Origin of the sequence: Sphingobium sp. V4 (assembly GCF_029590555.1) — a bacterium.
In the GTDB taxonomy this organism is placed as follows: Bacteria; Pseudomonadota; Alphaproteobacteria; order Sphingomonadales; family Sphingomonadaceae; genus Sphingobium.
In genome coordinates this window covers 1,310,879-1,337,024 of record NZ_CP081001.1, presented here as the reverse complement: position 1 = coordinate 1,337,024, position 26,146 = coordinate 1,310,879, and the positions used below count along the sequence as shown (strand labels likewise).

The 26,146-nt window shown below is 64.7% G+C and carries 23 protein-coding genes; 11 read left to right on the top strand and 12 right to left on the bottom strand.

The window, feature by feature from the left end:
- Positions 1-7: 7 nt before the first annotated feature.
- The 9 genes from K3M67_RS06845 to K3M67_RS06805 all read right to left on the bottom strand — a co-directional run bounded on the left by K3M67_RS06845 (position 8) and on the right by K3M67_RS06805 (position 11,307).
- On the bottom strand, positions 8-1,597 hold the full coding sequence (locus tag K3M67_RS06845) for an MFS transporter (protein ID WP_285832743.1): 1,590 nt from the start codon (positions 1,595-1,597) through the stop codon (positions 8-10).
- A 579-nt stretch (positions 1,598-2,176) separates the two neighbouring features.
- On the bottom strand, positions 2,177-2,617 hold the full coding sequence (locus tag K3M67_RS06840; RefSeq protein WP_285832742.1) for a hypothetical protein: 441 nt from the start codon (positions 2,615-2,617) through the stop codon (positions 2,177-2,179).
- A gap of 149 nt (positions 2,618-2,766) precedes the next feature.
- On the bottom strand, positions 2,767-3,177 hold the full coding sequence (locus tag K3M67_RS06835; protein WP_285832741.1) for a hypothetical protein: 411 nt from the start codon (positions 3,175-3,177) through the stop codon (positions 2,767-2,769).
- 106 nt (positions 3,178-3,283) lie between these two features.
- Positions 3,284-3,655 (bottom strand): tRNA-binding protein, encoded by a 372-nt coding sequence (locus K3M67_RS06830; protein WP_066861452.1) that lies wholly within the window; start codon positions 3,653-3,655, stop codon positions 3,284-3,286.
- Between the two features lie 118 nt (positions 3,656-3,773).
- Positions 3,774-5,774, bottom strand: a complete 2,001-nt coding sequence (locus K3M67_RS06825) for an acetyl-CoA carboxylase biotin carboxylase subunit (RefSeq protein ID WP_066861448.1) — start codon at positions 5,772-5,774, stop codon at positions 3,774-3,776.
- Between the two features lie 132 nt (positions 5,775-5,906).
- Positions 5,907-6,908 (bottom strand): biotin synthase BioB, encoded by a 1,002-nt coding sequence (gene bioB / locus K3M67_RS06820; protein ID WP_066861445.1) that lies wholly within the window; start codon positions 6,906-6,908, stop codon positions 5,907-5,909.
- 2 nt (positions 6,909-6,910) lie between these two features.
- Positions 6,911-9,064 (bottom strand): methylmalonyl-CoA mutase, encoded by a 2,154-nt coding sequence (scpA, locus tag K3M67_RS06815; RefSeq protein ID WP_285832740.1) that lies wholly within the window; start codon positions 9,062-9,064, stop codon positions 6,911-6,913.
- Positions 9,065-9,229: 165 nt separating this feature from the next.
- Complete coding sequence (gene mce, locus K3M67_RS06810; RefSeq protein ID WP_066861438.1) at positions 9,230-9,667, bottom strand: methylmalonyl-CoA epimerase; 438 nt, start codon at positions 9,665-9,667, stop codon at positions 9,230-9,232.
- Between the two features lie 107 nt (positions 9,668-9,774).
- Positions 9,775-11,307, bottom strand: a complete 1,533-nt coding sequence (locus K3M67_RS06805) for an acyl-CoA carboxylase subunit beta (protein WP_066861435.1) — start codon at positions 11,305-11,307, stop codon at positions 9,775-9,777.
- A gap of 125 nt (positions 11,308-11,432) precedes the next feature.
- Here K3M67_RS06805 and K3M67_RS06800 point away from each other — a divergent pair, with 125 nt between their 5' ends.
- Positions 11,433-12,848: a helix-turn-helix domain-containing protein gene (locus K3M67_RS06800; protein ID WP_285832739.1), complete on the top strand. Its 1,416-nt coding sequence runs from the start codon at positions 11,433-11,435 to the stop codon at positions 12,846-12,848.
- 2 nt (positions 12,849-12,850) lie between these two features.
- On the opposite strand, the gene K3M67_RS06795 is transcribed toward K3M67_RS06800, so the two are convergent.
- Positions 12,851-13,288, bottom strand: a complete 438-nt coding sequence (locus tag K3M67_RS06795; protein ID WP_285832738.1) for a DUF983 domain-containing protein — start codon at positions 13,286-13,288, stop codon at positions 12,851-12,853.
- A 152-nt stretch (positions 13,289-13,440) separates the two neighbouring features.
- On the opposite strand from K3M67_RS06795, the gene ychF reads away from it, so the two are divergent.
- The 5 genes from ychF (at position 13,441) to K3M67_RS06770 (ending at position 17,930) form a co-directional block, all read left to right on the top strand.
- Positions 13,441-14,541, top strand: a complete 1,101-nt coding sequence (ychF, locus tag K3M67_RS06790; protein ID WP_066861423.1) for a redox-regulated ATPase YchF — start codon at positions 13,441-13,443, stop codon at positions 14,539-14,541.
- Between the two features lie 4 nt (positions 14,542-14,545).
- Positions 14,546-15,067 (top strand): DNA-deoxyinosine glycosylase, encoded by a 522-nt coding sequence (locus tag K3M67_RS06785; protein ID WP_285832737.1) that lies wholly within the window; start codon positions 14,546-14,548, stop codon positions 15,065-15,067.
- Between the two features lie 89 nt (positions 15,068-15,156).
- Positions 15,157-16,707: an alkaline phosphatase D family protein gene (locus K3M67_RS06780; RefSeq protein ID WP_285832736.1), complete on the top strand. Its 1,551-nt coding sequence runs from the start codon at positions 15,157-15,159 to the stop codon at positions 16,705-16,707.
- Between the two features lie 61 nt (positions 16,708-16,768).
- Positions 16,769-17,239: a MaoC family dehydratase gene (locus K3M67_RS06775; protein WP_285832906.1), complete on the top strand. Its 471-nt coding sequence runs from the start codon at positions 16,769-16,771 to the stop codon at positions 17,237-17,239.
- Between the two features lie 64 nt (positions 17,240-17,303).
- On the top strand, positions 17,304-17,930 hold the full coding sequence (locus K3M67_RS06770; protein ID WP_285832735.1) for a LysE family translocator: 627 nt from the start codon (positions 17,304-17,306) through the stop codon (positions 17,928-17,930).
- Between the two features lie 84 nt (positions 17,931-18,014).
- Here the strand turns inward: K3M67_RS06770 and K3M67_RS06765 are convergent, their stop codons facing one another.
- On the bottom strand, positions 18,015-18,500 hold the full coding sequence (locus K3M67_RS06765) for a hypothetical protein (protein WP_285832734.1): 486 nt from the start codon (positions 18,498-18,500) through the stop codon (positions 18,015-18,017).
- Between the two features lie 4 nt (positions 18,501-18,504).
- Positions 18,505-20,307, bottom strand: coding sequence for a DNA mismatch repair endonuclease MutL (mutL, locus tag K3M67_RS06760; RefSeq protein ID WP_285832733.1), 1,803 nt, complete (start codon positions 20,305-20,307; stop codon positions 18,505-18,507).
- A gap of 158 nt (positions 20,308-20,465) precedes the next feature.
- Between mutL and K3M67_RS06755 the strand changes: the two genes are divergently transcribed.
- Genes K3M67_RS06755 through rodA form a run of 5 tightly spaced genes read left to right on the top strand, consistent with a single transcriptional unit; the run spans position 20,466 to position 26,142 of the window.
- On the top strand, positions 20,466-21,512 hold the full coding sequence (locus tag K3M67_RS06755) for a rod shape-determining protein (RefSeq protein ID WP_066861405.1): 1,047 nt from the start codon (positions 20,466-20,468) through the stop codon (positions 21,510-21,512).
- Positions 21,513-21,528: 16 nt separating this feature from the next.
- On the top strand, positions 21,529-22,440 hold the full coding sequence (mreC, locus tag K3M67_RS06750) for a rod shape-determining protein MreC (RefSeq protein WP_066861402.1): 912 nt from the start codon (positions 21,529-21,531) through the stop codon (positions 22,438-22,440).
- Positions 22,437-22,964, top strand: coding sequence for a rod shape-determining protein MreD (locus K3M67_RS06745; protein ID WP_066861399.1), 528 nt, complete (start codon positions 22,437-22,439; stop codon positions 22,962-22,964). Before mreC ends, K3M67_RS06745 begins: the two co-directional genes overlap by 4 nt.
- A complete protein-coding gene (gene mrdA / locus K3M67_RS06740) occupies positions 22,961-25,033 on the top strand; it encodes a penicillin-binding protein 2 (RefSeq protein WP_066861397.1) in 2,073 nt (690 codons plus the stop codon). The genes K3M67_RS06745 and mrdA overlap by 4 nt, the downstream gene beginning before the upstream one ends.
- Positions 25,030-26,142, top strand: coding sequence for a rod shape-determining protein RodA (gene rodA, locus K3M67_RS06735; RefSeq protein ID WP_285832732.1), 1,113 nt, complete (start codon positions 25,030-25,032; stop codon positions 26,140-26,142). The genes mrdA and rodA overlap by 4 nt, the downstream gene beginning before the upstream one ends.
- Positions 26,143-26,146: the final 4 nt, after the last annotated feature.

Here is a 26,146-nt window from a genome sequence, read left to right as displayed (position 1 = left end):
CCGGTACTCAGGCGTCGAGGGGGCGATCCCGGGTTTCGGGCAATCCGATCAGGCAGGTGACAAGCGCCAGCGCCACCACCGCGAGCGTGTACCACAGGCCCGCATAGGGATCGCCCGTCCGCGCCACGATATATTGGCTGACCAGCGGCAGGAACCCGCCGAAATAGCCGGTGCCGATATGATAGGGGATGGACAGCGAGGAATAGCGGATGCGCGCGGGGAAATATTCCGACAGCAAGGCCGCCACCGGGCCATAGGTCGCGCCCGATAGCGTCCAGAGCAGCAACAGCGCGCCGAACAGCGCCAGCGCCCGCGGCCAGTCGGGCGTCACCGTCCCGGTCGGATATCCGCCAGCCGCCAGCGCCGCGTCCAACCCGTCCGGACTGAAGTCGCCGACCGAAGCATCGCCGATCGCCACGCCCGGCATGGCCGCCTCCCGCTTTTCATAAGGGATGCCGCGCTTGGAAAAATGGTCGAGCAGCTTTCCGCAGTCGGTCGGCTGAACCTTGGCAAAGGGATCGAAACGGCAATCCGGGCCGCTCACCACCACCGGCCCGCGCGCCGCCGCCGCCTCCAGTTCCGGGTTCGCCGTCCGCCCCATGAACTGGTAGAGCGGCAGCGCCAGCAGCAGCACCAGCGCATAGCCGATGAGGATCGGCTTCCTGCGCCCCACCCGGTCGGACAGCCAGCCGAAGAAGATGAAGCTGGCGACGCCGAAAAAGGCGCTGCCGCCGACCAGCAACTGCGCCATGCCCGGCGCGACGTGCAGGCCGTTCTGCAGGAAATAGAGCGCCTGGAACATCACCGTATAGGCGATCACCGTAAAACCCGCGGCAATGCCGATCATCGCCACCAGCATCCGCCTGACATTGCCCGGCGCGGTGAAGGCTTCCTTGAGCGGGTTCTTCGCCTGCGTGCCCGCCGCCTTCATCGCGGTGAAGACCGGGCTTTCGCGCAACATCAACCGCATCCACAAGGATATGCCGAGCAGCGCGAGCGACAGGATGAAGGGGATGCGCCAGCCCCATGCGTCCCACACCGCCTTGCCCACGATCGCCTGCGTGCCGACCACGACGATCAGCGACAGGACGAAACCGCCGATGACCCCGGCCTGGATGAAGCTGGTATAGAAACCGCGCTTTCCGGTAGGTGCATGTTCGGCGACATAGATGGCCGCGCCGCCATATTCGCCGCCAAGCGCCAGCCCTTGCGCCACGCGCAGCAGGATGAGGATGACCGGCGCCGCGACACCGATGGCCGCCGCCGACGGCGTGAGGCCGACGCCGGCCGTGGCCGCGCCCATCAGGACGATGGTGGCAAGGAAAGTATATTTGCGCCCCCACCGGTCGCCGAGATAGCCGAACAGCACGGCGCCCAGCGGCCGGAAGGCAAAGCCGATCGCGAAGCCGGCCAGCGTGTAGAGGAGTTCGACAGTCGGATTGTCGGTCGGGAAGAAGGTGCGCCCGATGATCGGCGCCAGCACGCCGTAGATATAGAAATCATACCATTCGAACACCGTGCCGAGCGCCGAGGCGGTAATGACCAGCCGGTCCCGCCGTGCGTCCATCACATAGTCGCTGCCGACCGATTGCGTCATTCCACCCCCGAAGTTCACACTGTCACTGGATGCCATGAAAATGCCCGTTTGCGCCGAAGTTCACACTATCGCAGGGCAATGTCGAACGATCATGGCAGCGAAGTTCACACCGTCGCAGGGCTTCATCGAACGGACGGATGCGATGGCGTGGACGGCCGCGGAATTGGGCATCGCGGCGAAGTTCACACCGTCGCCGGGATATTCTGCTTTTCGGCTGCTACTTTGCATGTCGATATCCCCCCGCCCGAAATAATTGCGGCTCCTGCCCTGCGTCCATGAACCGCCGCTGCTCGACTATGACGGGAAGACGGCGTGTAGGACAGCCTTCATTCATTCTTACCGCTGACAGGCGCAGCCATGGGTCGAAGCAAGTCCTAGCGGACCGGTTTTAATGGGTATGAGTTGAATGTCCGGAAGGGTCGCTAAGCGGCGGTCTTTTTTAACGTCATCCCCGCCAAGGCATATATCCATTTCTTCGACCTAACGCTGGATGCGAGGTCAGAAGATGGGTTCCCGCCTGCGCGGGAATGACAAACTTGGGTGGATTGCGGACTGACGGCTTTTGGACGCTTAAGGGCTTTAGCTGCCGTTGGGACATGCAGGAAGCTTGGTGCCATAAATCATGTCCAAGCGGCCCTCCCCGCCGTCAGACCAAATCGTCACGATGTAGTTCTTTCCTCTGATCAGCGGTTGAGCTTCCTGTTGGACTTCCCAACCAACATACCGATCACCGTAAAGAATAATGCTTCGCTGCGGCTGATATGTATGTTCCCGATTTTCAGCCAGCCCGTAGGGCACTTTCGTTTCCCAAGCCATTTTGGTCCGATATTCGAATACAGACACGCTCCAAGGTCGGGCAACGCTATCTGAGACCCAACCGCGCGTATTCTCCACATGAAAAGCAAGATTTTTCCCGAGGAGGCACGCATGAATTTCGATTGGATTAGGCGAACAAGACGTCAACAGCGTTGCAGATTTTACCGCAACAATCATCGCGAGTTTTTTGTTTAGCGTCTGCATGTGAGGACGGTGCCGAAGCATGGGCGGGACCGCAAGTGGTCGATTTTGCCCGGTCCGCTCCTTTCTCCGAAACGGACACACGGCTATCGCGCAGATCGCTCGGCAATTAGTCGCAGCACGGCGATCGGGGTCGACGGCGGACTGGCAGCTCAAGCCAAAATATATGCTGCCATGGCTCCAATTGCTATCACCGCGAGAAGGCACCCCCACCAAGGAACGGGTTTTGAAAAGCGATCGCCTATTGGATCGCGTTCGTCCCAAAATGCCTCTGCCGATGCCACAAGCTCGGGCAGAGTGGCATCGTCGTCAGGCTGCTCACCGACTGCTGTCAAAGACCGCTTCAGAAGTGCCATCAAAGTGGCCGCGTCCGCAGGCGCGTCCATCAGACTTATGATGACCCGAGAGCCGTCAGCATCAATCGAATACTGCTCACCCGATGGACCAAACGCGCGTGGGTAAATACCGTTGCGAACGTCCTCGGCTTCGAGATACCGTTGAGCTACCTTGAGATCAGGGAAAACGAGTAGAGGTTCGTCCGCTTCGACAAATATGCTCGGCATCGGCGTATCGTGTCAGACTGGCCGAATGTCCGCTAGTGGTATCGGCACAAAGGCCTGCAAATGGCAAAAAATGGTCGCCAGCAGCCTCAGCGCTGCCTGCCCAAGGTCAAAACAGCCGCGATCCGTTGGGCACCGCCTTGTCCGGTGCGAACAGGGTCACGGCTCCGCTTTCATCGGCGAAGCCAAGGGTCAGCACCTCCGACATGAACTTCCCGATCTGGCGCGGGGGGAAATTGACCACGGCGGCGACCTGGCGGCCGGGCAAGTCTTCGATCGCGTGATTTTCGGTGATCTGGGCGCTGGACTTCCTGTGGCCGATGGTCGGACCGAAATCGATCAGCAGTTTGTAGGCGGGCTTGCGCGCTTGCGGATAGGGTTCGGCCGAGACGATCGTGCCGACGCGGATGTCGACCTTCAGGAAATCATCGAAGCTGATCGGGTCGGCGGCCGGGGCGCCGGGATCGTGGGTCAGGTGCATGGCGCTACCCTAACCGTTCGTGTCGAGCGAAGTCGAGCGGCGTGTCTCGACGTCGCCTGCCCTGAGCGCCCGCCTTGGCAGGCAGTCGAAAAGCCCGACACGAACGGAGGTTGGAGCCTTACTCCAGTTCCAGGATCACCGCGTCTACCGGCAGGCTTTCGCCCTGAGCGGCGGATACGCTCTTGACCGTGCCCGCCTTTCCGGCGCGGAGGATATTTTCCATCTTCATCGCCTCGATCACGGCGAGCGGCTGGCCGACCTCGACCTTGTCGCCTTCCTTCACGTTCAGCGCGACCAGCAGGCCGGGCATCGGGCAGATCAGGAAGCGCGACAGGTCGGGCGGGATCTTTTCGATCATGTGCGCCGCGTGGGGAGCGGCATGGGCGGGCAGGATGCGCAGCTTGTGGCTGGCGCCATGCGCCGTCAGCACGAAGCCGGAGCGCACCGGCGCGATCCGCACGGCCAGTTGCTCCTCGCCGAACTCCGCCTCGATCAGGCGGTCACCCGGCGTATATTCGAGCGCCATGTCGATCGCCTCGCCATCGACCGTCACTTCATCGCCATCGATCACGACATCATGGACCGCATCGCCAATCTTGACCTGCCAGCCGGTCGGGGGGCTGAGGCGCCTGCCGAGTTGCCCGTCAATGCGGCGGGCGCGATCGGCCTGCGCCATGGCGGCAAAGGCACCGATCGCCGACAGCCGCTGGAGCAGTTGCGGCGACGCGGGCGCGCCGGTAAAGCCCTCGGGATATTCCTCTGCAATGAAGCCGGTAGTGATGTTGCCCGACCGGAACCGCTCATGCTGCATCAGCGCGGAGACGAAATCGATATTATGCCCAGGCCCCTCGATCTCGAACTTGTCGAGCGCCTCGATCTGCTTGTCGATCGCTTCAAGGCGGGTGGGCGCCCAGGTGATGAGCTTGGCGATCATCGGGTCGTAGAACATGGAGACTTCGCCGCCTTCGACCACACCGTCATCCACGCGGATCAGCGCGCCGCTCTCGTCCGTGCCGGTTTCGGGCGGATTATAGCGGATCAGGCGGCCGGTGGACGGCAGGAAGCCGCGATAGGGATCTTCGGCATAGACGCGGTTCTCGATCGCCCATCCGTTGATCTTCACGTCCGCCTGGGTGAAGCTCAGTTCCTCGCCATTGGCGACGCGGATCATCTGTTCGACCAGGTCGACGCCGGTGATTTCCTCGGTGACGGGATGTTCGACCTGCAAGCGGGTGTTCATTTCGAGGAAGTAGAAGCCGTCCCCGGTCTTGTCCTCACCGCTGACGATCAGTTCGACCGTGCCGGCGCTGAAATAGCCGACCGCGCGGGCCAGGGCGACGCACTGTTCGCCCATCTTCCTGCGCATTTCAGGGCTGACGAAGGGCGACGGTGCTTCCTCGACCACCTTCTGGTGGCGGCGCTGGATCGAACATTCGCGCTCGTTCAGATAGACGATATTGCCATGCTGGTCGCCCAGCACCTGAATTTCGATATGACGCGGGCTTTCGATGAACTTCTCGATGAATACGCGGTCATCGCCGAAGCTGTTGAGGCCTTCGCGCTTGGTCGCCTCGAAGCCTTCGCGGACATCCTGTTCGGAATAGGCAAGCCGCATCCCCTTGCCGCCGCCGCCGGCCGATGCCTTCATCATCACCGGATAGCCGATCTCGTTGGAGATGCGGACGGCGTGTTCGGTGTCCTCGATCACGCCGACATAGCCGGGGACGACATTGACGCCCGCTTCCATGGCCAGCTTCTTGGACTCGATCTTGTCGCCCATGGCGGCGATGGCGTTGGCGGGCGGGCCGACGAAGATGATGCCCTCGGCGTCCAGCGCCTTGCGGAAGCTCTCCCGCTCGGAGAGGAAGCCGTAGCCCGGATGCACCGCATCGGCGCCGGTGGCCTTGCACGCCTCGATGATCTTTTCGGCGATCAGATAGGACTGGGCGGCAGGCGACGGGCCGATATGGACGGCCTCGTCCGCCATCAGCACATGCGGCGCGCGCGCATCGGCATCGGAATAGACCGCCACGGTCTTGATGCCCATCTTCTTCGCGGTCCGCATGACACGGCACGCAATCTCGCCACGGTTCGCGATCAGGATCTTGGTGATTGCCATTATACTTCCTGTCCCAGTCCTATATGCTGCGGTTCGGGTCGAGCGTGCCGAGAAGCGATTCCCGACGTCGCCCGAAGCGAACGGCTGTTGTTGCTTGGCGCCGCTAAAATCCCAGATCAGAGTGCGGCCCTGTCACTCCGCTGCCTCCAGCTCGACCTTCACTTCGGCCTGCATGGGCACGACGCCCAGCTTCGCGAACAGCGCCGCGTCGGCATTGTCGCCGGCATTGGCGGTGGTCAGCAGCTTGTCGCCGGTGAAGATGCTGTTCGCGCCCGCCATGAAGCAGAGCGCCTGGCAACTGTCCGACATGCTCTCGCGGCCTGCGCTCAGGCGAACCATCGATTCCGGCATCACGATGCGCGCGACCGCGACCGTGCGGACGAACTCGATCTCGTCGATCCTGGCGAGCGGTGTGTCTGCCAGCATGTTGCCCAGCACCGTGCCCTTCACCGGCACCAGCGCGTTGATCGGCACGCTTTGGGGATGCTGCGGCAGCACGGCCAGCGCGTGGAGGAAGCCGACGCGATCCTCGCGCGTTTCGCCCATGCCCACGATCCCGCCGGAGCAGACATTGATCCCCGAATTGCGGACATTTTCCAGAGTTTCCAGCCGGTCGTCGAAGGTCCGGGTGGTGATGACCTTCTCATAATGTTCGGGCGAAGTGTCGATATTATGGTTGTAATAATCGAGGCCTGCATCGGCCAACGTCTTGGCCTGGCTTTCGCTGAGCATTCCCAGCGTCATGCAGGTCTCCATGCCCATCTGGCGCACACCCTTCACCATCTCGACGATGGCGGGCATGTCGCGGTCCTTGGGGTTGCGCCAGGCGGCGCCCATGCAGAAGCGCGAGCTGCCGGCATCCTTCGCCTGCGCCGCCGCCTGCATCACCGCCTGCACGCTCATCAGCTTCTCGGCCTTGAGGCCGCTGTCCGCCGATGCGGACTGGTTGCAATAGCCGCAATCCTCCGGGCAACCGCCGGTCTTGATCGACAGCAAGGTGGACAATTGCACTTCGTTGCGCGGGAAGTTCGCGCGGTGGATCGACTGCGCCTCGAACATCAGGTCGGCGAAGGGCAGGTCGAACAGCGCGGCGATTTCGTCACGGGTCCAGTCGGTGCGGGCGGTGATGGTCATTATTACGCAGCTTCCTCTAGCCCCGCCGGGGGCATGTTGTGGCCGAGCAGGCGCAGCACGTCGGCGGCGCACTCCACGACATTGGAACCCGGCCCATAAATGCCCTGAACCCCTGCGTCACGAAGGAAGTCGTAATCCTGCGGCGGGATGACGCCGCCCGCGATCACCTTGATGTCGCTGCGCCCCTTTTCGCGCAGCTTGGCGATCAGTTCAGGGATCAGCGTCTTGTGCCCGGCGGCAAGCGACGAAGCGCCGACCACATCCACGCCGCTGTCGAGCGCCAGCACCACAGTTTCCTCCGGAGTCTGGAACAGCGGGCCGGAGACCACGTCGAAGCCCATGTCGCCAAAGGCGGACGCGATGACGTTGGCGCCTCGGTCGTGCCCGTCCTGCCCCATCTTGGCGACGAGGAGTTTGGGCTTGCGACCGAGGCGCCGTTCGACGGCCTGCACCCCGTCGAGAACCTGTTGCCAGCGGCTGTCCCCTTCATAGGGGGCGGCATAGACGCCCTTCACCGGTGTCGGCTGCGTGCCGTAGCGGTTGAAGCTGTCCTCCATCGCGGAGGAGATTTCGCCCAGCGTGGCGCGGGCGCGCGCCGCTTCGACGGCATGGGCGAGGAGATTATTCTCGATCGTCTGCGGCCCGGCGGCGGCGGCGCGCAACGCCGCAAGCGCGGCCTGGCAAGCTTGCTCGTCGCGCTGCGCCTTCACCTTGTTGATGCGGGCGATCTGGCCTTCGCGCACCTTGGCGTTGTCGACTTCCAGCGTTTCGAGCAGGTCTTCATTGGCGAGGCGGTACTTGTTCACTCCCACGATCACGTCGTCGCCCCGATCGACCCGCGCCTGGCGTGCGGCGGCGGCGGTCTCGATCATCGCCTTGGGCCAGCCGGCCGCGACGGCCTTGGCCATGCCGCCTTCGGCTTCGACGCGGTCGATGATCTCCTGCGCGGCGTCGACCAGTTGCTGGGTCAGCGCCTCGACATAATAGCTGCCACCCAGCGGATCGACGACGTTGCACATGCCCGTCTCTTCCTGGATCACGATCTGGGTGTTGCGCGCGATGCGGGCCGAGAAGTCGGTCGGCAGCGCGATCGCTTCGTCCAGCGCATTGGTGTGCAGCGACTGGGTGCCACCCAGCATCGCGGCCATCGCCTCGATCGTGGTACGCATGACGTTGTTATAGGGGTCCTGCTCGGTCAGCGAGACGCCCGATGTCTGGCAATGGGTGCGCAGCATCTTCGAGCGCTCGTCCTTCGCTCCGAGCTTCGTCATGACCCGATGCCACAGCACGCGCGCGGCGCGCAGCTTGGCGATTTCCATGAAGAAGTTCATGCCGATGGCGAAGAAGAAGCTCAGCCGCCCGGCGAACTTGTCGATGTCGAGGCCGCTCGCCACGCCATAACGCACATATTCCGCGCCGTCGGCGATGGTGAAAGCCAGTTCCTGCACCTGCGTCGCGCCGGCTTCCTGCATATGATAGCCGGAAATGGAGATGCTGTTGAACTTGGGCATCTCGCGGCTGGTGTAGCCGAAAATGTCGGAGATGATCCGCATCGAGGGTTCGGGCGGGTAGATATAGGTGTTGCGGACCATGAACTCCTTGAGGATGTCGTTCTGGATGGTCCCGTCGAGCAGCTTGCGATCAACCCCCTGCTCCTCGCCCGCGACGATGAAGAAGGCGAGGATCGGGATCACCGCGCCGTTCATCGTCATGCTGACCGACATCTGGTCGAGCGGGATGCCGTCGAACAGGATCTTCATATCCTCGATCGTGTCGATCGCCACGCCGGCCTTGCCGACATCGCCCACGACACGCGAATGGTCGCTGTCATAGCCGCGATGGGTGGCGAGGTCGAAGGCCACGGATAGCCCCTTCTGCCCCGCTGCCAGGTTGCGGCGATAGAAGGCGTTGGATTCCTCGGCCGTGGAGAAGCCCGCATATTGGCGGATGGTCCAGGGACGGCCCGCATACATGGATGCACGGACGCCCCGGGTGAAAGGCGCGAAGCCCGGCAGGCCCGGATCGACGGTCACGTCCTCGGCCGTGTAGAGCGGTTTGACGGCGATCCCTTCCGGGGTCTGCCAGGTCAGATCCTTGCCCTTCACTTCCTTGGCGGCTGCGGCGGCCCATTGGTCCAGTGTCGGCTTCTCGGTCATACTTCCCTACCCTTATTCCTCTCCCGCTTGCGGGAGAGGATACGCAGGCCTGCCAACTTGTTGGCTAGCCGAAGTTGGAGTGAACTGTCCCTTGCCCACCCCGCTGCGACCAGGCGGCAAAGCCGCCAAGTCTCGCTGCCCCTCCCGCTTGCGGGAGGGGCAATGTCAATGCGCCTCCTTCGGCGTCTCCATAATCTCGGTCAGCACGCCATTCATGTCCTTGGGATGGACGAAGAAAATGAGCGTGCCATGCGCGCCGATGCGGGGTTCGCCGAGCACCTTCTTGCCCAGCCCCTCGAACCACGCCTTGGCCTCGTGGATGTCGGGCACTTCATAGCACATATGATGCTGCCCGCCGGCCGGGTTTTTGGCGATGAAGCCATGGATCGGGCTGGCCTCTCCCAGCGGCTCGATCAGTTCGATCTGCGTGCCGGAGGTACCGTTCTCGCCCGGCGTATCGACGAAGCAGACCTTCACTCCCTGAGCAGGGAGGTCGAACGGCTCGTGCGTGATCGTCGCGCCCATGATGTCGCGATAATAAGCGAGCGATGCCTCCAGCGAGGGCGTCGCGATACCGATATGGTTCAAGCGGCCGAGTTTCATACTATCCTCACATCGTCACCCCAGCGAAAGCTGGGGCCTCAGGCAATGATGGGCAACCTGGCCGCACGCGATCCCAGCCTGCGCTGGGATGACGGCCCTGCGGGCCGTCAAAGCGGAATATTGTCGTGCTTCTTCCAGGGGTTCTCCAGCGCCTTGTTGCGCAGCTTGCGCAGACCCAGCGCGATGCGGCGGCGCGTCGAGTGGGGCTGGATCACCTCGTCGATGAAACCCTTGCCCGCCGCCACGAAGGGGTTGGCGAAGCGGTCTTCATATTCCTTCGTCTTTTCGGCGATTTCCTCGGGCGTCTTGCCGCGGAAGATGATCTCGACCGCGCCCTTCGCGCCCATCACCGCGATCTCAGCAGTGGGCCAGGCATAGTTCAAGTCGCCGCGCAGATGCTTGGAGGACATGACGTCATAGGCGCCGCCATAGGCCTTGCGCGTGATGACGGTGATCTTGGGCACGGTCGCCTCGGCATAGGCGAAGAGCAGCTTCGCGCCATGCTTGATGATACCCGAATGCTCCTGCGCGGTGCCGGGCAGGAAGCCTGGGACGTCCACGAAGGTGACGATGGGAATTTCGAACGCATCGCAGAAGCGGACGAAGCGCCCGGCCTTCTTCGATGAATTAATGTCCAGCACCCCGGCCAGCACCATCGGCTGGTTGGCGATGATGCCCACCGTCTTGCCCTCGATCCGGCCGAAACCGCAGAGGATATTGCCCGCATGGGCTGGCTGCACCTCAAAGAAATCGCCCTCGTCCACGACCTTGCGGATCAGTTCGTGCATGTCATAAGGCTGGTTCGCGTTGGCGGGGATCAGCGTGTCGAGGCTCTCCTCGATCCGGTCCCACGGATCGGCGCTCGGCCGTTCCGGCACTGGTTCCTTGTTGGACGCGGGCAGGAAGTCGACGAAATCGCGCACCGCCAGCAGCGCTTCTATGTCATTTTCGAATGCTACGTCCGCCACGCCCGACTTGGTCGTATGCGTGACAGCGCCACCCAGTTCCTCCTGGGTCACGACCTCGTTGGTGACGGTCTTGACCACGTCGGGACCAGTCACGAACATGAAGCTGCTATCCTTCACCATGAAGATGAAGTCGGTCATGGCCGGAGAATAGACCGCGCCGCCCGCGCACGGCCCCATGATGACGCTGATCTGCGGCACCACGCCCGACGCCAGCACGTTGCGCTGGAAAATCTCCGCATAGCCGCCGAGCGAGGCGACGCCTTCCTGGATACGCGCGCCGCCGCTGTCGTTGAGGCCGATCACGGGAGCGCCGACCTTCAGCGCCATGTCCATGATCTTGCAGATCTTCATGGCGTGCCGTTCCGAGACCGCGCCACCATAGACGGTGAAGTCCTGGCTGAACACGAACACCAGCCGACCGTTGATCGTGCCCGATCCGGTGACGACGCCGTCGCCGGGAATATGCTGTTCGTCCATGCCGAAGTCGATGCAGTTATGCTCGACATACATGTCCAGCTCCTCGAAGCTGCCTTCGTCCAGCAGCACGTCGAGCCGTTCGCGCGCGGTCAGCTTGCCCTTGGCGTGCTGGGCGTCGATGCGACGCTGGCCGCCGCCCAGACGCGCCGCGTCGCGCTTGGCTTCCAGCTGTTCGATGATGGCGAGCTTCGACATTCGTGCATCTCTCCAGAATTGCGGCGGCAGCCGTCCTGTGCTTCCCCTAACGATGCTTTCGCAATTTTCGCAAATGCAAATTTGCCAATTTGCAAATCACGACTTCGCAAATTAGGGTGCGAAATATGGCACGCGGCAACCGTATCTTCGCAGGTCCACGCCTGCGCCAGCTGCGCCTGGACCACCGGATGGACCAGGCGACGATGGCGCATGCCCTGGGCATATCCGTATCCTATCTGTCGCAGATGGAAAATGACGATCGCCCCCTGACCGCCAAGGTCAAGGCCGCGCTCGCCAGCGCCTTTCCCACCGACTGGGCCAGTTTCGACAGCCGGGAGGAGGAGCAGCTGCTGGGTGCCTTCACCTATGCGCTGGCCCATCCCGAACTGCCCGGCGCGCAGATGGAGCCGGAGCGGATCGAGAAGCTGCACCTGCAATTCCCTGAATTCGCGGCGCGCTATGTCGATCTCTACAACGCGCATATGCGCGCAAACGAGCGGATCAACATGATCGAGGAGGCGATCGCCAACGATCATGAGGTACAGGCGCGCCTGCCTTGGGAAGCCGCCCGCGACTGGTTCCACGAGGCCGGCAACTATGTCCACAGCCTCGATTGCCTGGCCGAGGAGATGGCGGAGAGCTTCACCCAGGGTCAGGTGCTGGACGAAGGGATGCTGGTGGAAGCGCTAGCCCGCCGCCACGGCATCGAGACGCTGATCGCCGAAACGCCGGACAGCGCGCTGCGCGCCTATCGCGCCGCCGACCGGCAGCTTTTCATCAACGCCGCGCTGCCGACCGAAAGCCGCAAGTTCATGCTGGCGCATCAGTTGATGATGCTGGAAGGGCAGGCGGTGATCGCCGACGTGGTGGGCAGAGCCGCCCTGCCCGTCCCCGGCGCCGACCGGCTGCTCGCCATCGGGCTTGGCAATTATGCCGCCGGCGCGCTGCTGATGCCCTATGCGCCGTTCCGGGAGGCGGCACGCACGATGCGCCACGACATCGACCGGCTGGCCCGGACGTTCGGCGTCAGCTTCGAACAGGCCTGCCATCGGCTTTCGACGCTGCAACGGCCGGGGCTGCGCGGTATTCCCTTCTTCTTCTGCCGTGTCGACATGGCCGGCAATATCACCAAGCGCCACAGCGCCACCCGGTTGCAATTCGCCCGTTTCGGCGGCGCCTGCCCGCTATGGAACGTGCATGAGGCCGTGGCCGTGCCCGACCGGATCAACGTGCAGCTGGGCGAGACGCCGGACGGGGTGCGCTATGTCTCGATGGCCAAGGGGCTGGTGAAGCCGTCGGGCAGCTACAAGCGAACGCCGCGCCGCTACGCCGTGGTGCTGGGCTGCGAAGTCACCCACGCCGCCAATTTCGTCTATGCCGACGGCCTGCATTTGCAGGAAGAGGGCGCCGCCACGCCCATCGGCATCACCTGCCGCCTCTGTCCGCGCCAGAGCTGCGACCAACGCGCCTTCCCGCCCGCCGACCGGCCGATCCATGTCGATCCCGACAATCGGCAGATCGTGCCCTACTGGATCGGCTAGGGTCAGTCCTTCCGGTCATGCAGCCTGGCCCATAGGTCCGCCGTGCCCGCCTCCTGCGCCTGCGTAGTGAACTGAGCTGCAACCAGCCAGCCCTTGATCGGGCGCATCGGCAGCACGGTGGTGAGGATTAGCACGGGAATGCCCACGGCGACATGCACCCACCAAGGCGGCCGCGCCAATATCTCCAGCAGGATGATGAAGACGACGCCGGGCACGCAGGCGAACAGCTGGACGAAGACCGCCGGGCCGTCCGCCGGATCGGCGAAGCTGTAGTCGAGGCCGCAGACCTCGCAATGGTCGCGCACGGTCAGGAATCCGGTGAAGATATGGCCTTCGCCGCAGCGCGGGCAACGGCCGAACACACCGGTCTCATGCGCGGGGCGCTTCTTCCATTGCCGCCCGGATTCATCGACCCAATGGGCTTGCCTGCTCTGTTCCATCTCGTCTCCAGTCATCCTGCCCCATGCCGGCAAGACCCGGCCCAATGCAATTGCGCCTTTTGTCCCACCACTGCCCTTCGCCCAAGGCTGGCCTTTGCGCGCACAAAGCGCTATCGGGCGCGCCAATCATCCCGATCTTATAAGGCAGTCAAATGGGCTTTCGTTGCGGTATCGTCGGTCTTCCCAATGTGGGCAAGTCCACCCTGTTCAATGCGCTCACCGAAACGCAGGCCGCGCAGGCGGCCAATTACCCCTTCTGCACGATCGAGCCGAACGAAGGCCGCGTCGCCGTGCCCGACGACCGGCTCCAGACCATCGCCAAGATCGGCGGCAGCGCCAAGATCATCGAGACGCAGCTGAGCTTCGTGGACATCGCCGGCCTGGTGCGCGGCGCATCGAAGGGCGAAGGGCTGGGCAACCAGTTCCTCGCCAATATCCGCGAGACCGATGCGATCGTCCATGTGCTGCGCTGCTTCGAGGATGGCGACATCACCCATGTCGAGGGCAAGGTCGATCCAATCGCCGACGCCGAGACGGTCGAGACTGAGCTGATGCTGGCGGACCTGGAAAGCCTGGAAAAGCGCGTCCCCAACCTCGCCAAGAAGGCGGCGCAAGGCGACAAGGAGGCCAAGGCCGCCGCCGCCGTGCTGGGCCAGGCGCTCGACCTCCTGCGCGACGGCAAACCCGCGCGCCTCACCGTGCCGCGCGACGTGGAGGAGGAACGCCTCTTCGCCCAGGCGCAGTTGCTCACCGCCAAGCCGGTCCTTTACGTCTGCAATGTCGAGGAAGACGCCGCCGCCACGGGCAACGCCCATTCGGCCCGTGTCTTCGAGAAGGCCGCGGCCGAAAACGCCAAGGCGGTGATCGTGTCCGCCGCGATCGAGGCCGAACTGGTGACGATGCCCATCGAGGAGCGCGCCGAATATCTCGAAGCGCTGGGCCTGACCGAAGCCGGCCTCGCCCGCATCATCCGCGCCGGCTACGAACTGCTCGGCCTCATCACCTTCTTCACCGTCGGGCCGAAGGAAGCCCGCGCCTGGACCGTGACCAAGGGCAGCAAGGCGCCACAGGCCGCCGGCGCGATCCACACCGATTTCGAAAAGGGCTTCATCCGCGCCGAAACCATGGCCTTTGCCGACTATGTCCAGTTCAACGGCGAAGCAGGTGCCAAGGAAGCGGGCAAGTGGCGCTCCGAAGGCAAGGATTATGTGACGCAGGACGGCGACATCATGCTGTTCCGTTTCAACGTCTGACCCCATGGCGCTGCGCCCCGGCCAGATGCCAGCACAGCGCAAGGCCGCCTTTCCGCCCAGCGTCGATGCGGACACGCGCCTGCTGATCCTGGGCAGCCTGCCGGGCGATGCATCGATCCGGCAGGGCGAATATTATGCCCACCGGGGCAACGCCTTCTGGGATCTGCTGGGCGACGTGCTGGCCGAGCCATTGCGTGGCCAGCCCTATGCGATGCGCCTGAAGCGACTGCGCGCGCTGGGCGTAGGGCTGTGGGACGTGATCGAGAGCGCCGAGCGGCCCGGCAGCCTGGACAGCCAGATCAGGGGCGCCGAACTGCGCGACCTTGGCAATTTCGTGAACCGGCTGCCCGCGCTCCGGGCGGTCGCCTTCAACGGCAAGACCGCCGCACTGCACGGACGGCGGCAACTGGGCGAGCGGCCCGGTTTGTCGCTGATCGACCTGCCCTCCTCCAGCGGCGCCTATGCCAGCCTGTCGCGCGAGAAGAAGGCGGAGGCGTGGCGGACGCTGCGCGCCTGGATCGTCTGACCGGTTGCGTCGTCCTGTCATATTGCACCGCTAGAGCAGGCGGCTAAGAGACTATTTTACAACCGCCCGATGACGAGGTCGCCGCCTTCATGCTCACCCGCCGCCAGATCCTGACCACCGCCGTCGCCACGCCGCTGATCGGTGCGCCCGCCATCATCAACGCGCAAAGCTGGTTCGCCGGCTATCCCTTCGCGCTGGGCGTCACGTCCGGCGATCCCGCGCCCGACGGCTTCGTGATCTGGACCAAGCTGGCGCCCAGGCCGTTCGAGCCGCATGGTGGGATGCCGATGGCGCCGCTGCCGGTGAAGTGGGAGGTCGCGAGCGACGATCGTTTCAAGACCGTCGTCGCGACCGGCGAGGCTGTCGCGCGCCCGGAACTGGGCCATAGCGTCCATGTCGAGGTGACGGGCCTCCAGCCCGACCGCCCCTATTGGTATCGCTTCACGCTGGGCAGCGACCAGTCGTCACGCGGTCGCGCACGCACCCTGCCGCTGCCATCCGCCAGCCCCGCCGCGCTCAAGTTCGGCGTCGCGGGCTGCCAGAATTACGAGGACGGCCTGTTCACCGCCTTCCGCCATCTCGCGCGCGAGGACGACCTGGCCTTCGTCTATCATTATGGCGACTTCATCTACGAATATCAGCAGCGCGGCCCGGACTATGACAAGGACGGGCTGCCCGCCCCGCAGGTGCGCCAGCATATCGGCCAGGATTGTTTCGACCTCGCCGATTATCGGCTGCGCTACGCCCAATATCTGAGCGACTATGACCTCCAGGCCGCGCGCGCGAAACACACATGGTTCCCGACCTTCGACGATCATGAGGTGGAGAATAACTGGGTCGGCGACGCCAACTGGAAGGACGTGCCGCAGGAAATATTCCGCCTGCGCCGGCAGGCGGGGTTGCAGGCCTGGTATGAATATATGCCGGTGCGTGCCGCCATGCTGCCCCGCAACGGCATCATCACGAATATGTATCGCGAGGCGCGCTTCGGCGATCTGCTGTCGATCGATTTCCTCGACACCCGCTCCTTCCGCTCGGACCAGCCGTGCGACGACGGGTTCAAGCCCTATTGCACCGGCATCGACGACAACAAGGCGCAGGTCATATCGCCGGAGGAGGAAAGCTGGCTGGTGCGCAACCTGACGCGCGGCCAGGCGAAGTGGAATTGCGTGGCGCAGCAGGTGATGATGATGTCGCTCGACCGTCGCCGCTATGCCGACGAGAAGCAGAAAATCTACAATATCGATAGCTGGGCGGCCTATACGACGCAGCGCAACCGGCTGCTGGCGAAGATGCGCGGCCTGGACAATGTCGTCGTCCTGACCGGCGACGAGCATCAGAATTTCGCCGGATTGCTGGAAAGCGAGGGCAAGCCGGTGGCGGTCGAATTCGTGTCCACGTCCATCTCCTCTGGCGGGGACGGGTCGGACCTGCGGACCGGCAGCGACGTGATGATGAAGAACAGCCCGGAACTGAAATTCATCAACGACCAGCGCGGCTATCTGCTTTGCGAGGTGACGCCCGATGCCTGGACCACGCGTTTCCGCGTGGTGGATCAGGTGTCGACGCCCGGCGCGCCGATCAGAACCCGCGCCAGCATCACCGTGCCGCGCGGCCAGCCCTCGCTCGCCATCGCCTGACATTGACGTTAACGGAAGCCAGGCCTACATCCTTGTCCGTTCCAATGGGAGACGGATGAGGATGGAAGCCATAGTCTATTTCGAGGATATCGCGATCGGCGACAGCTTCGATTTCGGTCCGCTGACCCTGTTACGCGAGGAAAGCGTCGCTTTCGCGGCGGAGTTCGATCCCCAGCCCTTCCATCTGTCGGATGAGGCCGCGGCCAGCACCCATTTCGGGACCATCTCGGCAAGTGGCTGGCACAACACCGCCCTGTTCATGAAGATGTTCGTCGCCGAAATGCAGCGGGATCCGGGGCGTCAGGCGGCCAGCCTGGGCGCGATGGGGGTGGACGAACTGCGCTGGCTGCGCCCGGTGCGTCCCGGCGACACGCTGCGCGGGAAGAGCGAAGTGATCGACAAGAAGGCGTCGCAGAGCCGTCCGGAAATGGGCATCGTCCGCAGCAAGGTGACGATCCTCAACCAGGACGATCAGCCGGTGCTGACGATGATCCCGATCGCCATGTGGCGGACCCGGCCAACGCCCCCATAGTGGCCCTGCCCCGCTCCGCTCGTCCGGGCTAGGCGAACGGCATCATGCCGTTGGGGGAATGCCGATGCCGAGTGCCGCTCATCTGATCGCTTTTGCGCTGGTATCGCTGGGCATGGTGCTGACGCCCGGTCCCAACATGATCTATCTGGTGTCGCGTTCGATTTCGCAAGGGCGCGCGGCGGGCATGATCTCGCTGCTCGGCGTGGCGTGCGGCTTCCTCTTCTACATGGTGAGCGCGGCCTTCGGCATCACCGCACTGCTGATGGCGGTGCCGTTCGCCTATGATGCCCTGCGGATCGGTGGCGCGCTCTATCTGCTTTGGCTGGCGTGGAGCGCAGTGCGGCCGGGCGGGCGATCCCCCTTTCAGGTCCGCACCCTGCCGCAGGATTCGCCGCGACGGCTCTTCACGATCGGGCTGGTCACCAACCTGCTCAATCCCAAGGTCGCGATGATCTATCTGTCGCTGCTGCCGCAGTTCGTCGAGCCGACGCGCGACAATGTGCTGGGCCAGTCGCTGGCGCTCGGCGCGACGCAGATCGTCATCAGCTTGTCGGTCAATGCGCTGATCGCCTGCCTCGCCGGATCGATCGCCGGATTTCTCCACGGCCGCCCGCGCTGGCTGACGATCCAGCGCTGGTTCATGGGCACGGTTCTGGGCGGGCTGGCCGCACGCATGGCGGTGGAGCGGTAACGGCACGGCCTCCGTCATCATGGCTTGATACTACCGCCGCCAAACCGATTAATGGTCCGCGCGTTTTCCGGACATCCGATCCAGCTAGAGCGGCTGGTTGGCCTTCGCATCAGCGGTCATGATGCGGATGCTGGCGTCCTTCGATCCGACAATCTGGATGATATGGCGACCGGCGGGCAGGTCGAACCACACGATCTTGCGAATGCCCGAACAATCCGGACCATGGCCATGCTCGATCGAGGCGACCGGGGTGGTGCCCGTCACGACATCGACCCAGGCCGGCCCCGACAGTGCGATGCCGATGCGCGCCGCCGCCTTGAGCGACAAGCCGAACAGCCCGCCATGCCCCTCCTTCGCACCTTTGCCGGGGGCTGCGGCGAACTGGACATAGGCCGCCGGCGTCAACGCCGCCATAACCGGCTTGCCAAGGATCAGCGTCGGCGCGCCCTGTACCTGCACCCCGGCCTTCACCTCCCCGCTCTGGGTCCAACTGGTCCACGGCTCGCCCAGCGGCGCAGGGTCGGGGCAGACGGGCGCGGCGGCGAGCAGCAGGGCGGCAAACATCGTCATCGGCTCATTTCCTTCCGAACAGTTTTTCGATGTCGCCATGCCCCAGCTTCACCCAGGTCGGGCGGCCATGGTTGCATTGTCCCGATCGCGGGGTGACTTCCATCTCGCGGAGCAGGGCGTTCATTTCTGCGACACTCAGCACGCGGCCGGCGCGGACCGAGCCGTGGCAGGCCATGGTCGCGGCGACGAGATCGAGCCGCTCCTTGAGCGACAGGGCGCTGTCATAGGCGGCGAGATCGTCGGCCAGATCCGTGACCAGTCCCTGCACGTCCGACTGGCCCAGCATCGCGGGGACGGCGCGGACCAGCATGGCCGAGGGACCGAACCGCTCAAGATCAAGGCCGAAATCCTTGAGTTCGGCGGCGCGCGCCTCCAACCGGTCGCAGGCCGGCTCATCCAGTTCCACCACTTCGGGCAGCAGCAGCGCCTGGGACGCGACGCGATTGCCATTCTCCTGGCCCTCCATCGCACGGCGCATCCGTTCGAGCGTCAGCCGCTCATGCGCGGCGTGCTGGTCGACGATCACCAGGCCGTCCTCCGCCTCCGCGACGATATAGGTGCGCGCCACCTGACCGCGCGCAACCCCCAGCGGGAAGCTATGGCCTTCGGGTGCGGGCGCGGCGGCAGGCTCGGCGCGCGCCTGGGGCGGCGGCGCGAGAAAGGACGGGCGGCGGTCAGCGAAGGAGGCCGGCGCGAACTGGCTGTAGCTTGCGGGCGAGGAGGCCGCCGCCTCGAAGATCGGCATGGCGCCGATCGGGGTGGGCGACATCGGCTCCGGCCGCCAGGCCGCCAGCCCCGCCGCATCCGCCTGCTGCACCGCGCGGAACCCTTCGGCATCGAGCGCCCGACGCAGGCCGGAGACGATCATGCCCCGGATCATCGCGGGGTCGCGGAAGCGCACCTCCGTCTTGGCGGGATGAACGTTGACGTCTACGTCGAGCGGCGGCACGTCCAGGAACAGCGCCACCACCGGATGCCGGTCGCGCGCCAGCATGTCGGCATAGGCGCCACGCAGCGCGCCGATCAGCAGCCGGTCCTTCACCGGACGGCCGTTGACGAACAGATATTGATGATCGCCCACGCCGCGATTGTAGGTGGGCAGCGATGCGACCCCGGACAGGCGCACCCCGTCCCGTTCCAGGCTCACGATTACATGATTGTCCGCCAGTTGCCTGTCGGTCAGCGCGGCGACCCGGTCCTCCCGCGCTTCGTCGCCCTGCACGCCCAGCACCCGGCGCCCATCATGTTCGACCGAAAAGGCAACCGACGGATGGGCCATGGCCAGCCGGCGGACGATGTCGAGGCAGGCGGCATATTCGGCCTTGGCCGAACGCAGGAATTTCCGCCGCGCGGGCACCTTCCCGAACAGTTCTTCCACCGTGACGCGGGTGCCGGGCGGCAGCGCGGCCGGCCCCTCCGCCACCAGCCGCCCATTGTCGACCGTGCGGTTCCAGCCATCGGCGCCGCGCGGGCGGCTGTCGATCGAAAGCCGGGCGACACTGGCGATCGACGGCAGCGCTTCGCCGCGAAAGCCCAGCGTCGCCACATTCTCGATCGCATCATCGGGCAGTTTCGATGTCGCATGGCGCTCCAGCGCGAGCGCCATGTCGGCCGAATCCATGCCGCAGCCATCGTCGCTGACCTCGATCCGGTCCAGCCCACCGTTGGACAATCGTATGGCAATGCGAGTCGCACCCGCGTCCAAAGCGTTTTCCACTATCTCCTTGAGCGCGCTGGCGGGTCTTTCGACCACTTCACCGGCAGCGATACGATTGACCAGATGTTCGGGCAGGCGGCGTATTGACATTGATTAGGGACTAGCCCAAGCGGGCGCTTTCCGCGAGCCGCGAACCCGATATTTTTTGCACTGCAAGGGGCAAGGAAGAAGGGAGCAACGGACGGGCAAAACAGCTTTCCGACGGTCCCCTTCGCGTCGCGGGGACGGCGGGCGAAACAGGATAAGGCATGTCGATCTTCTCGCGTCTCTTCAAATTCTCCTCGCAGGATATGGCCATCGATCTCGGCACCGCCAATACGGTGGTCTATGTACGTGGCCGGGGCATCGTCCTGAACGAGCCTTCGGTGGTGGCGGTGGAGACGCTGAACGGCGTCAAGCGCGTCAAGGCCGTCGGTGAAGACGCCAAGCTGATGATGGGCAAGACCCCGGATTCGATCGAGGCCATCCGGCCGCTGCGCGATGGCGTGATCGCCGACATCGACGTGGCCGAGCAGATGATCAAGCATTTCATCACCAAGGTGCATGGCGGCAAGCACAGCCCCTGGCGCGCGCCGGAGATCGTGATCTGCGTGCCCAGCGGATCGACCAGCGTCGAGCGCCGCGCCATTCGCGACGCCGCCAGCAACGCCGGCGCCAGCCAGGTCTTCCTGATCGAAGAGCCGATGGCCGCAGCGATCGGTGCCGACATGCCCGTGACCGAGCCGATCGGTTCGATGGTGGTGGACATCGGCGGTGGCACGACCGAAGTTGCCGTGCTCTCGCTGCGCGGCCTCGCCTATACCACCAGCGTCCGCGTGGGCGGCGACAAGATGGACGAGGCGATCGTCTCCTTCGTGCGTCGCCATCACAATCTGCTGATCGGCGAAGCCACGGCCGAGCGGATCAAGAAGCAATATGGCGTCGCCCAGCCGCCGGAAGATGGCGTCGGCGAGACGATCCATATCAAGGGCCGCGACCTGGTGAACGGCGTGCCGAAGGAAATTTCGATCAACCAGGGCCAGATCGCCGATGCGCTGGCCGAGCCGATCAGCACCATCGTCGAAGGCGTGCGGATCGCGCTGGAAAACACCGCACCCGAACTGGCCGCCGACATCGTCGACCAGGGCATCGTCCTGACCGGCGGCGGCGCGCTGCTCAAGGGGCTGGACGACGAACTGCGCGACGAGACGGGCCTGCCCGTCACCATCGCCGAAGATCCGCTGACCTGCGTCGCGATCGGCACTGGCCGCGCGATGGAGGATCCGATCTTCCGGGGTGTGCTGCAAACCGCCTGATCGGAAGGGACGATTGATGGCGCGGCCACCCAGCCGACGCCCCGGCATCAACCGGAAGGCGCAATATAGCCTGTTTGCGAGCTATGTGGTGGCGGTTGCCGGTGCGGCGGCCGGCCTGCTGCTGGTCGTGGTCGCGATGTTCGATCCGACCGGCTTCGCTGGCCTGCGCACGGTCACCGCCGAACTGACCCGCCCGGTTTCGGCCGGCCTCAAGAATATGGTCAGCGGCATCAGTTCGGTGGACGAGGTGCTGGCCGCCTATTGGCGGGCGGGCTCGCAGAATGTGGCGCTGCGCCGCCAGGTCGAGACGGATCGCAACCGCATCATCGAGGCGAAGGCGGTCAAGCAGGAAAATGCGCGGCTAAAGAAGCTGCTCAAGCTGGTCGACGAGGATCAGAGCGACCTGCTGACGGCGCGGCTCATCAGTTCCTCCTCCAGCAGCGCGCGCCGTTTCGCGCGGCTCAACGCGGGCCGCTGGCAGGGCGTGCGCCCCGGAATGCCGGTCCGCGCCGCCGAAGGGCTGATCGGCCGCATCCATAGCACGACGCCCAACACCGCCGAAGTGCTGCTACTGACGGACACCGGCAATATCGTGCCGATCCGTCGCGCCAATGACAGCGTTCCCGCCATTTCGACCGGAGCGGGCGACGGGTCGCTCGAAATCCGGGCGTTGTCCGCGGGCCGCAACCCCTTCAAGCCAGGCGACCTGCTGGTGACGTCGGGCATCGGCGGCATATACCAGCCCAATATCCCCGTCGCCGTAGTGGTCCGCGTCGAGGGCGAGATCGCCTGGGGCTTCCCCCTGGCCAACCCCTCGCGCGTCGATGCGGTCGTGGTGGAACGCGCCTTCGAGGAGGTGGTGACGCGCGGTGGAGCCGCCGAGACGGCGCAGGAGGCGGCGCCGGCCGCAAATGCGAGCGCGCCGTGATCGACCCGCATCTGCTGCACGTCCCGCGCCTGGGCCGGCATCCCGGCCGGTTCCGCCTCGCCGGGACGCCCGTCATCACCGTCATGCTGGGGTCGCTCGCGACCACGTTGCCGCTGATCGCCCAGTCGCCGATCATGCCGCCCTTCGGCCTGCTGCTGCTGCTGTCGTGGCGGCTGCTGCGGCCCGAATTGTGGCGGACCTGGATCGGCCTCCCGCTAGGCCTGTTCGATGACCTGGTGGGCGGCCAGCCGATCGGATCGGGGATGTTTTTGTGGACGGTCGCCCTGATCGGCGTCGACTTCATCGAACATCGACTGGTCTGGCGCAGCTACAAGCAGGACTGGCTAATCGCCGGCATCGCGATTATCTTCTGCCTGTCAGGGGGGCTTTTCTTCGCGCGGATCACCGGCGGAGGCGATATAAGGTTGCTGTTGGTCGCGCCGCAGATGGTCTGGACGGTCCTGCTCTTTCCCTTCATTGTCCGGCAATGCGCCCGGATCGACCGCTGGCGTGTGATGGCATGAAGTTTCCCGGTCCCAAGCGCAAGATCGTCACCGAAGCCACCCAGTCCTTCACCTTCAGCCGCCGCGCGATGGTGGTGGGGGGATTGCAAGGCGCGATCGGGGCGCTGCTGGTCGGTCGCATGGGCTGGATCAGCGTCGCTGAAAACGAGAAATACAGCCTGCTTTCCGAAAGTAACCGGGTCAACCTCACGCTCATTCCGCCGCGCCGGGGCTGGATCCTCGATCGCCATGGCAAGACGCTGGCGAACAACCGGACCGATTTTCGCGTCGACCTGATCCCGCAGCGCGTGGTGGACGGCGAGGCGACGATCCGGCACCTCGCCCAGTTGCTGAGCCTGGAATCGGACGAAGTCGATCGCATCCGCGAGGAACTGGACAAGTCGGCGGGATTTCGTCCGGTCCAGGTCGCCGACAAGCTGACCTATGACCAATATGCCGCCGTCAGCGTCCGCCTGCCCGACCTGCCCGGCGTCGCGCCCAGCCAGGGCTTTTCGCGCTATTATCCTGCGGGCGCCACGGTCGGGCACCTGCTCGGCTATGTCGGGGCCGCCACGGCGGAGGAATATAAGGAGCGCAAGGATCCGCTGCTCATCACGCCGGGATTCAAGGTCGGCAAGGATGGGCTGGAAAAGGCGTTCGACCGGCACCTGACCGGCAGGCCCGGCGCCAAGCGGGTCGAGGTAACGGCGCGCGGCAAGATCGTGCGCGAACTCACGACACGCCCCGACACGCCGGGCAAGCCCGTCAGCCTGACCATCGATGCCGGGCTTCAGGAATATGCGGGGCGGCGCCTTGCGACGCAAAGCGGTTCGGTCGTCGTGATCGATTGCGCCAACGGCGACGTACTCGCCATGGCCTCCATGCCCAGCTTCGATCCCAACAGCTTTTCCGACGGCATCAGCCATCTGGAATATGAGATGCTGTCGAAGGACGATCATATTCCGCTGCGCAACAAGACCTTGCAGGGGCTCTATCCGCCGGGCTCTACGGTGAAGCCAATGGTGGCGCTGGCGCTGCTGGAGGCTGGCGTCGGGCCGCAGGAGCGGATCAGTTGCGCCGGCGCGCTGCGCGTGGGCAACACCTTGTTCCACTGCCACAAGCGGCGCGGGCACGGCCCGCTCGACATGCGGGGCGCGATCGCCCAGAGCTGCGACATCTATTTCTACCAGATGGCGCAGCGCGTCGGAATGGACCGGATCGCCCAGATGGCGCGGCGGGTGGGCATGGGCCAGCGCTTCGACCTGCCCTTCCCCAGCCAGAGCTACGGCACCGTTCCCGATCCGGCCTGGAAGGAACGCAAATATGATCAGAGCTGGCAAGCCTATGATACGGTGAACGCCACCATCGGCCAGGGCTATATGCTCATCAATCCGCTCCAGATGGCGGTGATGGCCGCGCGCCTGGCGACCGGCCGGCAACTCATGCCCAATTTCCTTCTGGGTGCCAAGCGGCCGCCGCCCACGTCTGTCGGCGCCACCGAGGAGCATCTGGTCATCATTCGCGACGCGATGAGCGCCGTGGTCAATGGCGGCGGCACCGGCGGCGCCGCGCGGATGAACATTCCCGGCGTGCTCATCGCGGGCAAGACCGGCACCGCCCAGGTCCGGCGCATCACCATGGCCGAGCGCCGCGCGGGCGTGCGGCGGGACAGCTCATTGGCGTTCAAGCTGCGCGACCACGCCCTGTTCCAGGGCTTCGCCCCCTTCGACAATCCACGCTATGCGGTCGCCTGCATCATCGAGCATGGCGGACATATGATCCGCAACGAGGACGCGCCGATGATCGCCAGCGACACCCTGTCCTATCTGTTCGATCCCACCAAGGCGATGGAGAAGCTGGTCACGCTGGAAAAGGGTTGGGGCGGCACCCCCGCCGAACGGCAGGCGCGACAGATGGCCGCATTCCGCCTGGCCAAGGCGATCGAGAAAGGGGAAGCGCCGCCACCCGTCGCCGACAATGCGGCCAACGCCGCCGTCGCCAACGCAACGGCACCGTCTCCCGTTGCCGCCGAAGATGCGGCCAACGATGTTCCGCCACCGCCCGGCAGCAACGCGACGGACGCGCCATGAGCATCATCCCCCATTCCGTGACGCAATTTCCCTGGCGGGTGCTGCTGCTGCTGCTGGCCATCGCGACCTTCGGGACACTGGTCCTCTACAGCGCTGCGGGGGGCAGCATCTTTCCCTGGGCCGTCAACCAGGGCGTCCGCTTTTGCGTCTTTTCCGGCATGGCCCTGGCATTGAGCCGGGTGCCGCTCGAGCTGTTCTCGCGCTTCGCCTTTCCCGCCTATGGCGCGGTGCTGGCAGCGCTGGTGCTGGTGGAACTGATCGGCGGGGTCGCGGGCGGCAGCCAGCGCTGGATCAACCTGGGCTTCATGCAGTTGCAGCCGTCCGAGTTCATGAAGCCGATCATCGTGCTGGCGGTGGCCCGCTTCTACGCGATGCTGCCGGTGGGCGAGATCCGCCGCTGGAACGCGATCTGGCCCGCGCTGGTGCTGATCGGCCTGCCCTGGGCGCTGGTCCTGGTGCAGCCGGATCTGGGCACCGCGACGATGATCCTTGCCGGTGGCATCACCGTGATGTTCCTCGCCGGCCTGCCCTTGCGCCTGTTCGTCGGTTCGGGCCTGGCCGTGGCCGCCATCGTACCGATCGCCTTCAGCTTCCTGCATGACTATCAGAAGAACCGCGTCCTCATCTTCCTCGATCCGGAAAGCGACCCGCTGGGCGCCGGCTATCATATCAGCCAGTCCAAGATCGCGATCGGATCGGGCGGCATCTGGGGCAAGGGATTCCTTCAGGGTACGCAAAGCCATCTCGACTATCTGCCCGAAGGCCATACCGACTTCGTCTTCGCCACCATGGCGGAGGAATGGGGCCTGCTGGGCGGGGTGCTGCTGATCGGCGGCTTCATGCTGCTGTTCCGCTGGGGCATCCGGGTTTCCATGCGGACACAGGACAAGTTCGCACGGCTGGTGGCAGCGGGCCTGACCACCACCATCTTCTTCTATGTCGCGATCAACCTGATGATGGTCATGGGGCTGGCGCCGGTTGTCGGCATACCCCTGCCCTTCATGTCCTACGGCGGATCATCGATGCTGACGGTCATGCTATGCGTAGGGATCATCATGGCGATCGACCGGGCGGGCAAGCGTCGCGCGGGCGTCGGAAACTGGGCCTGACGCA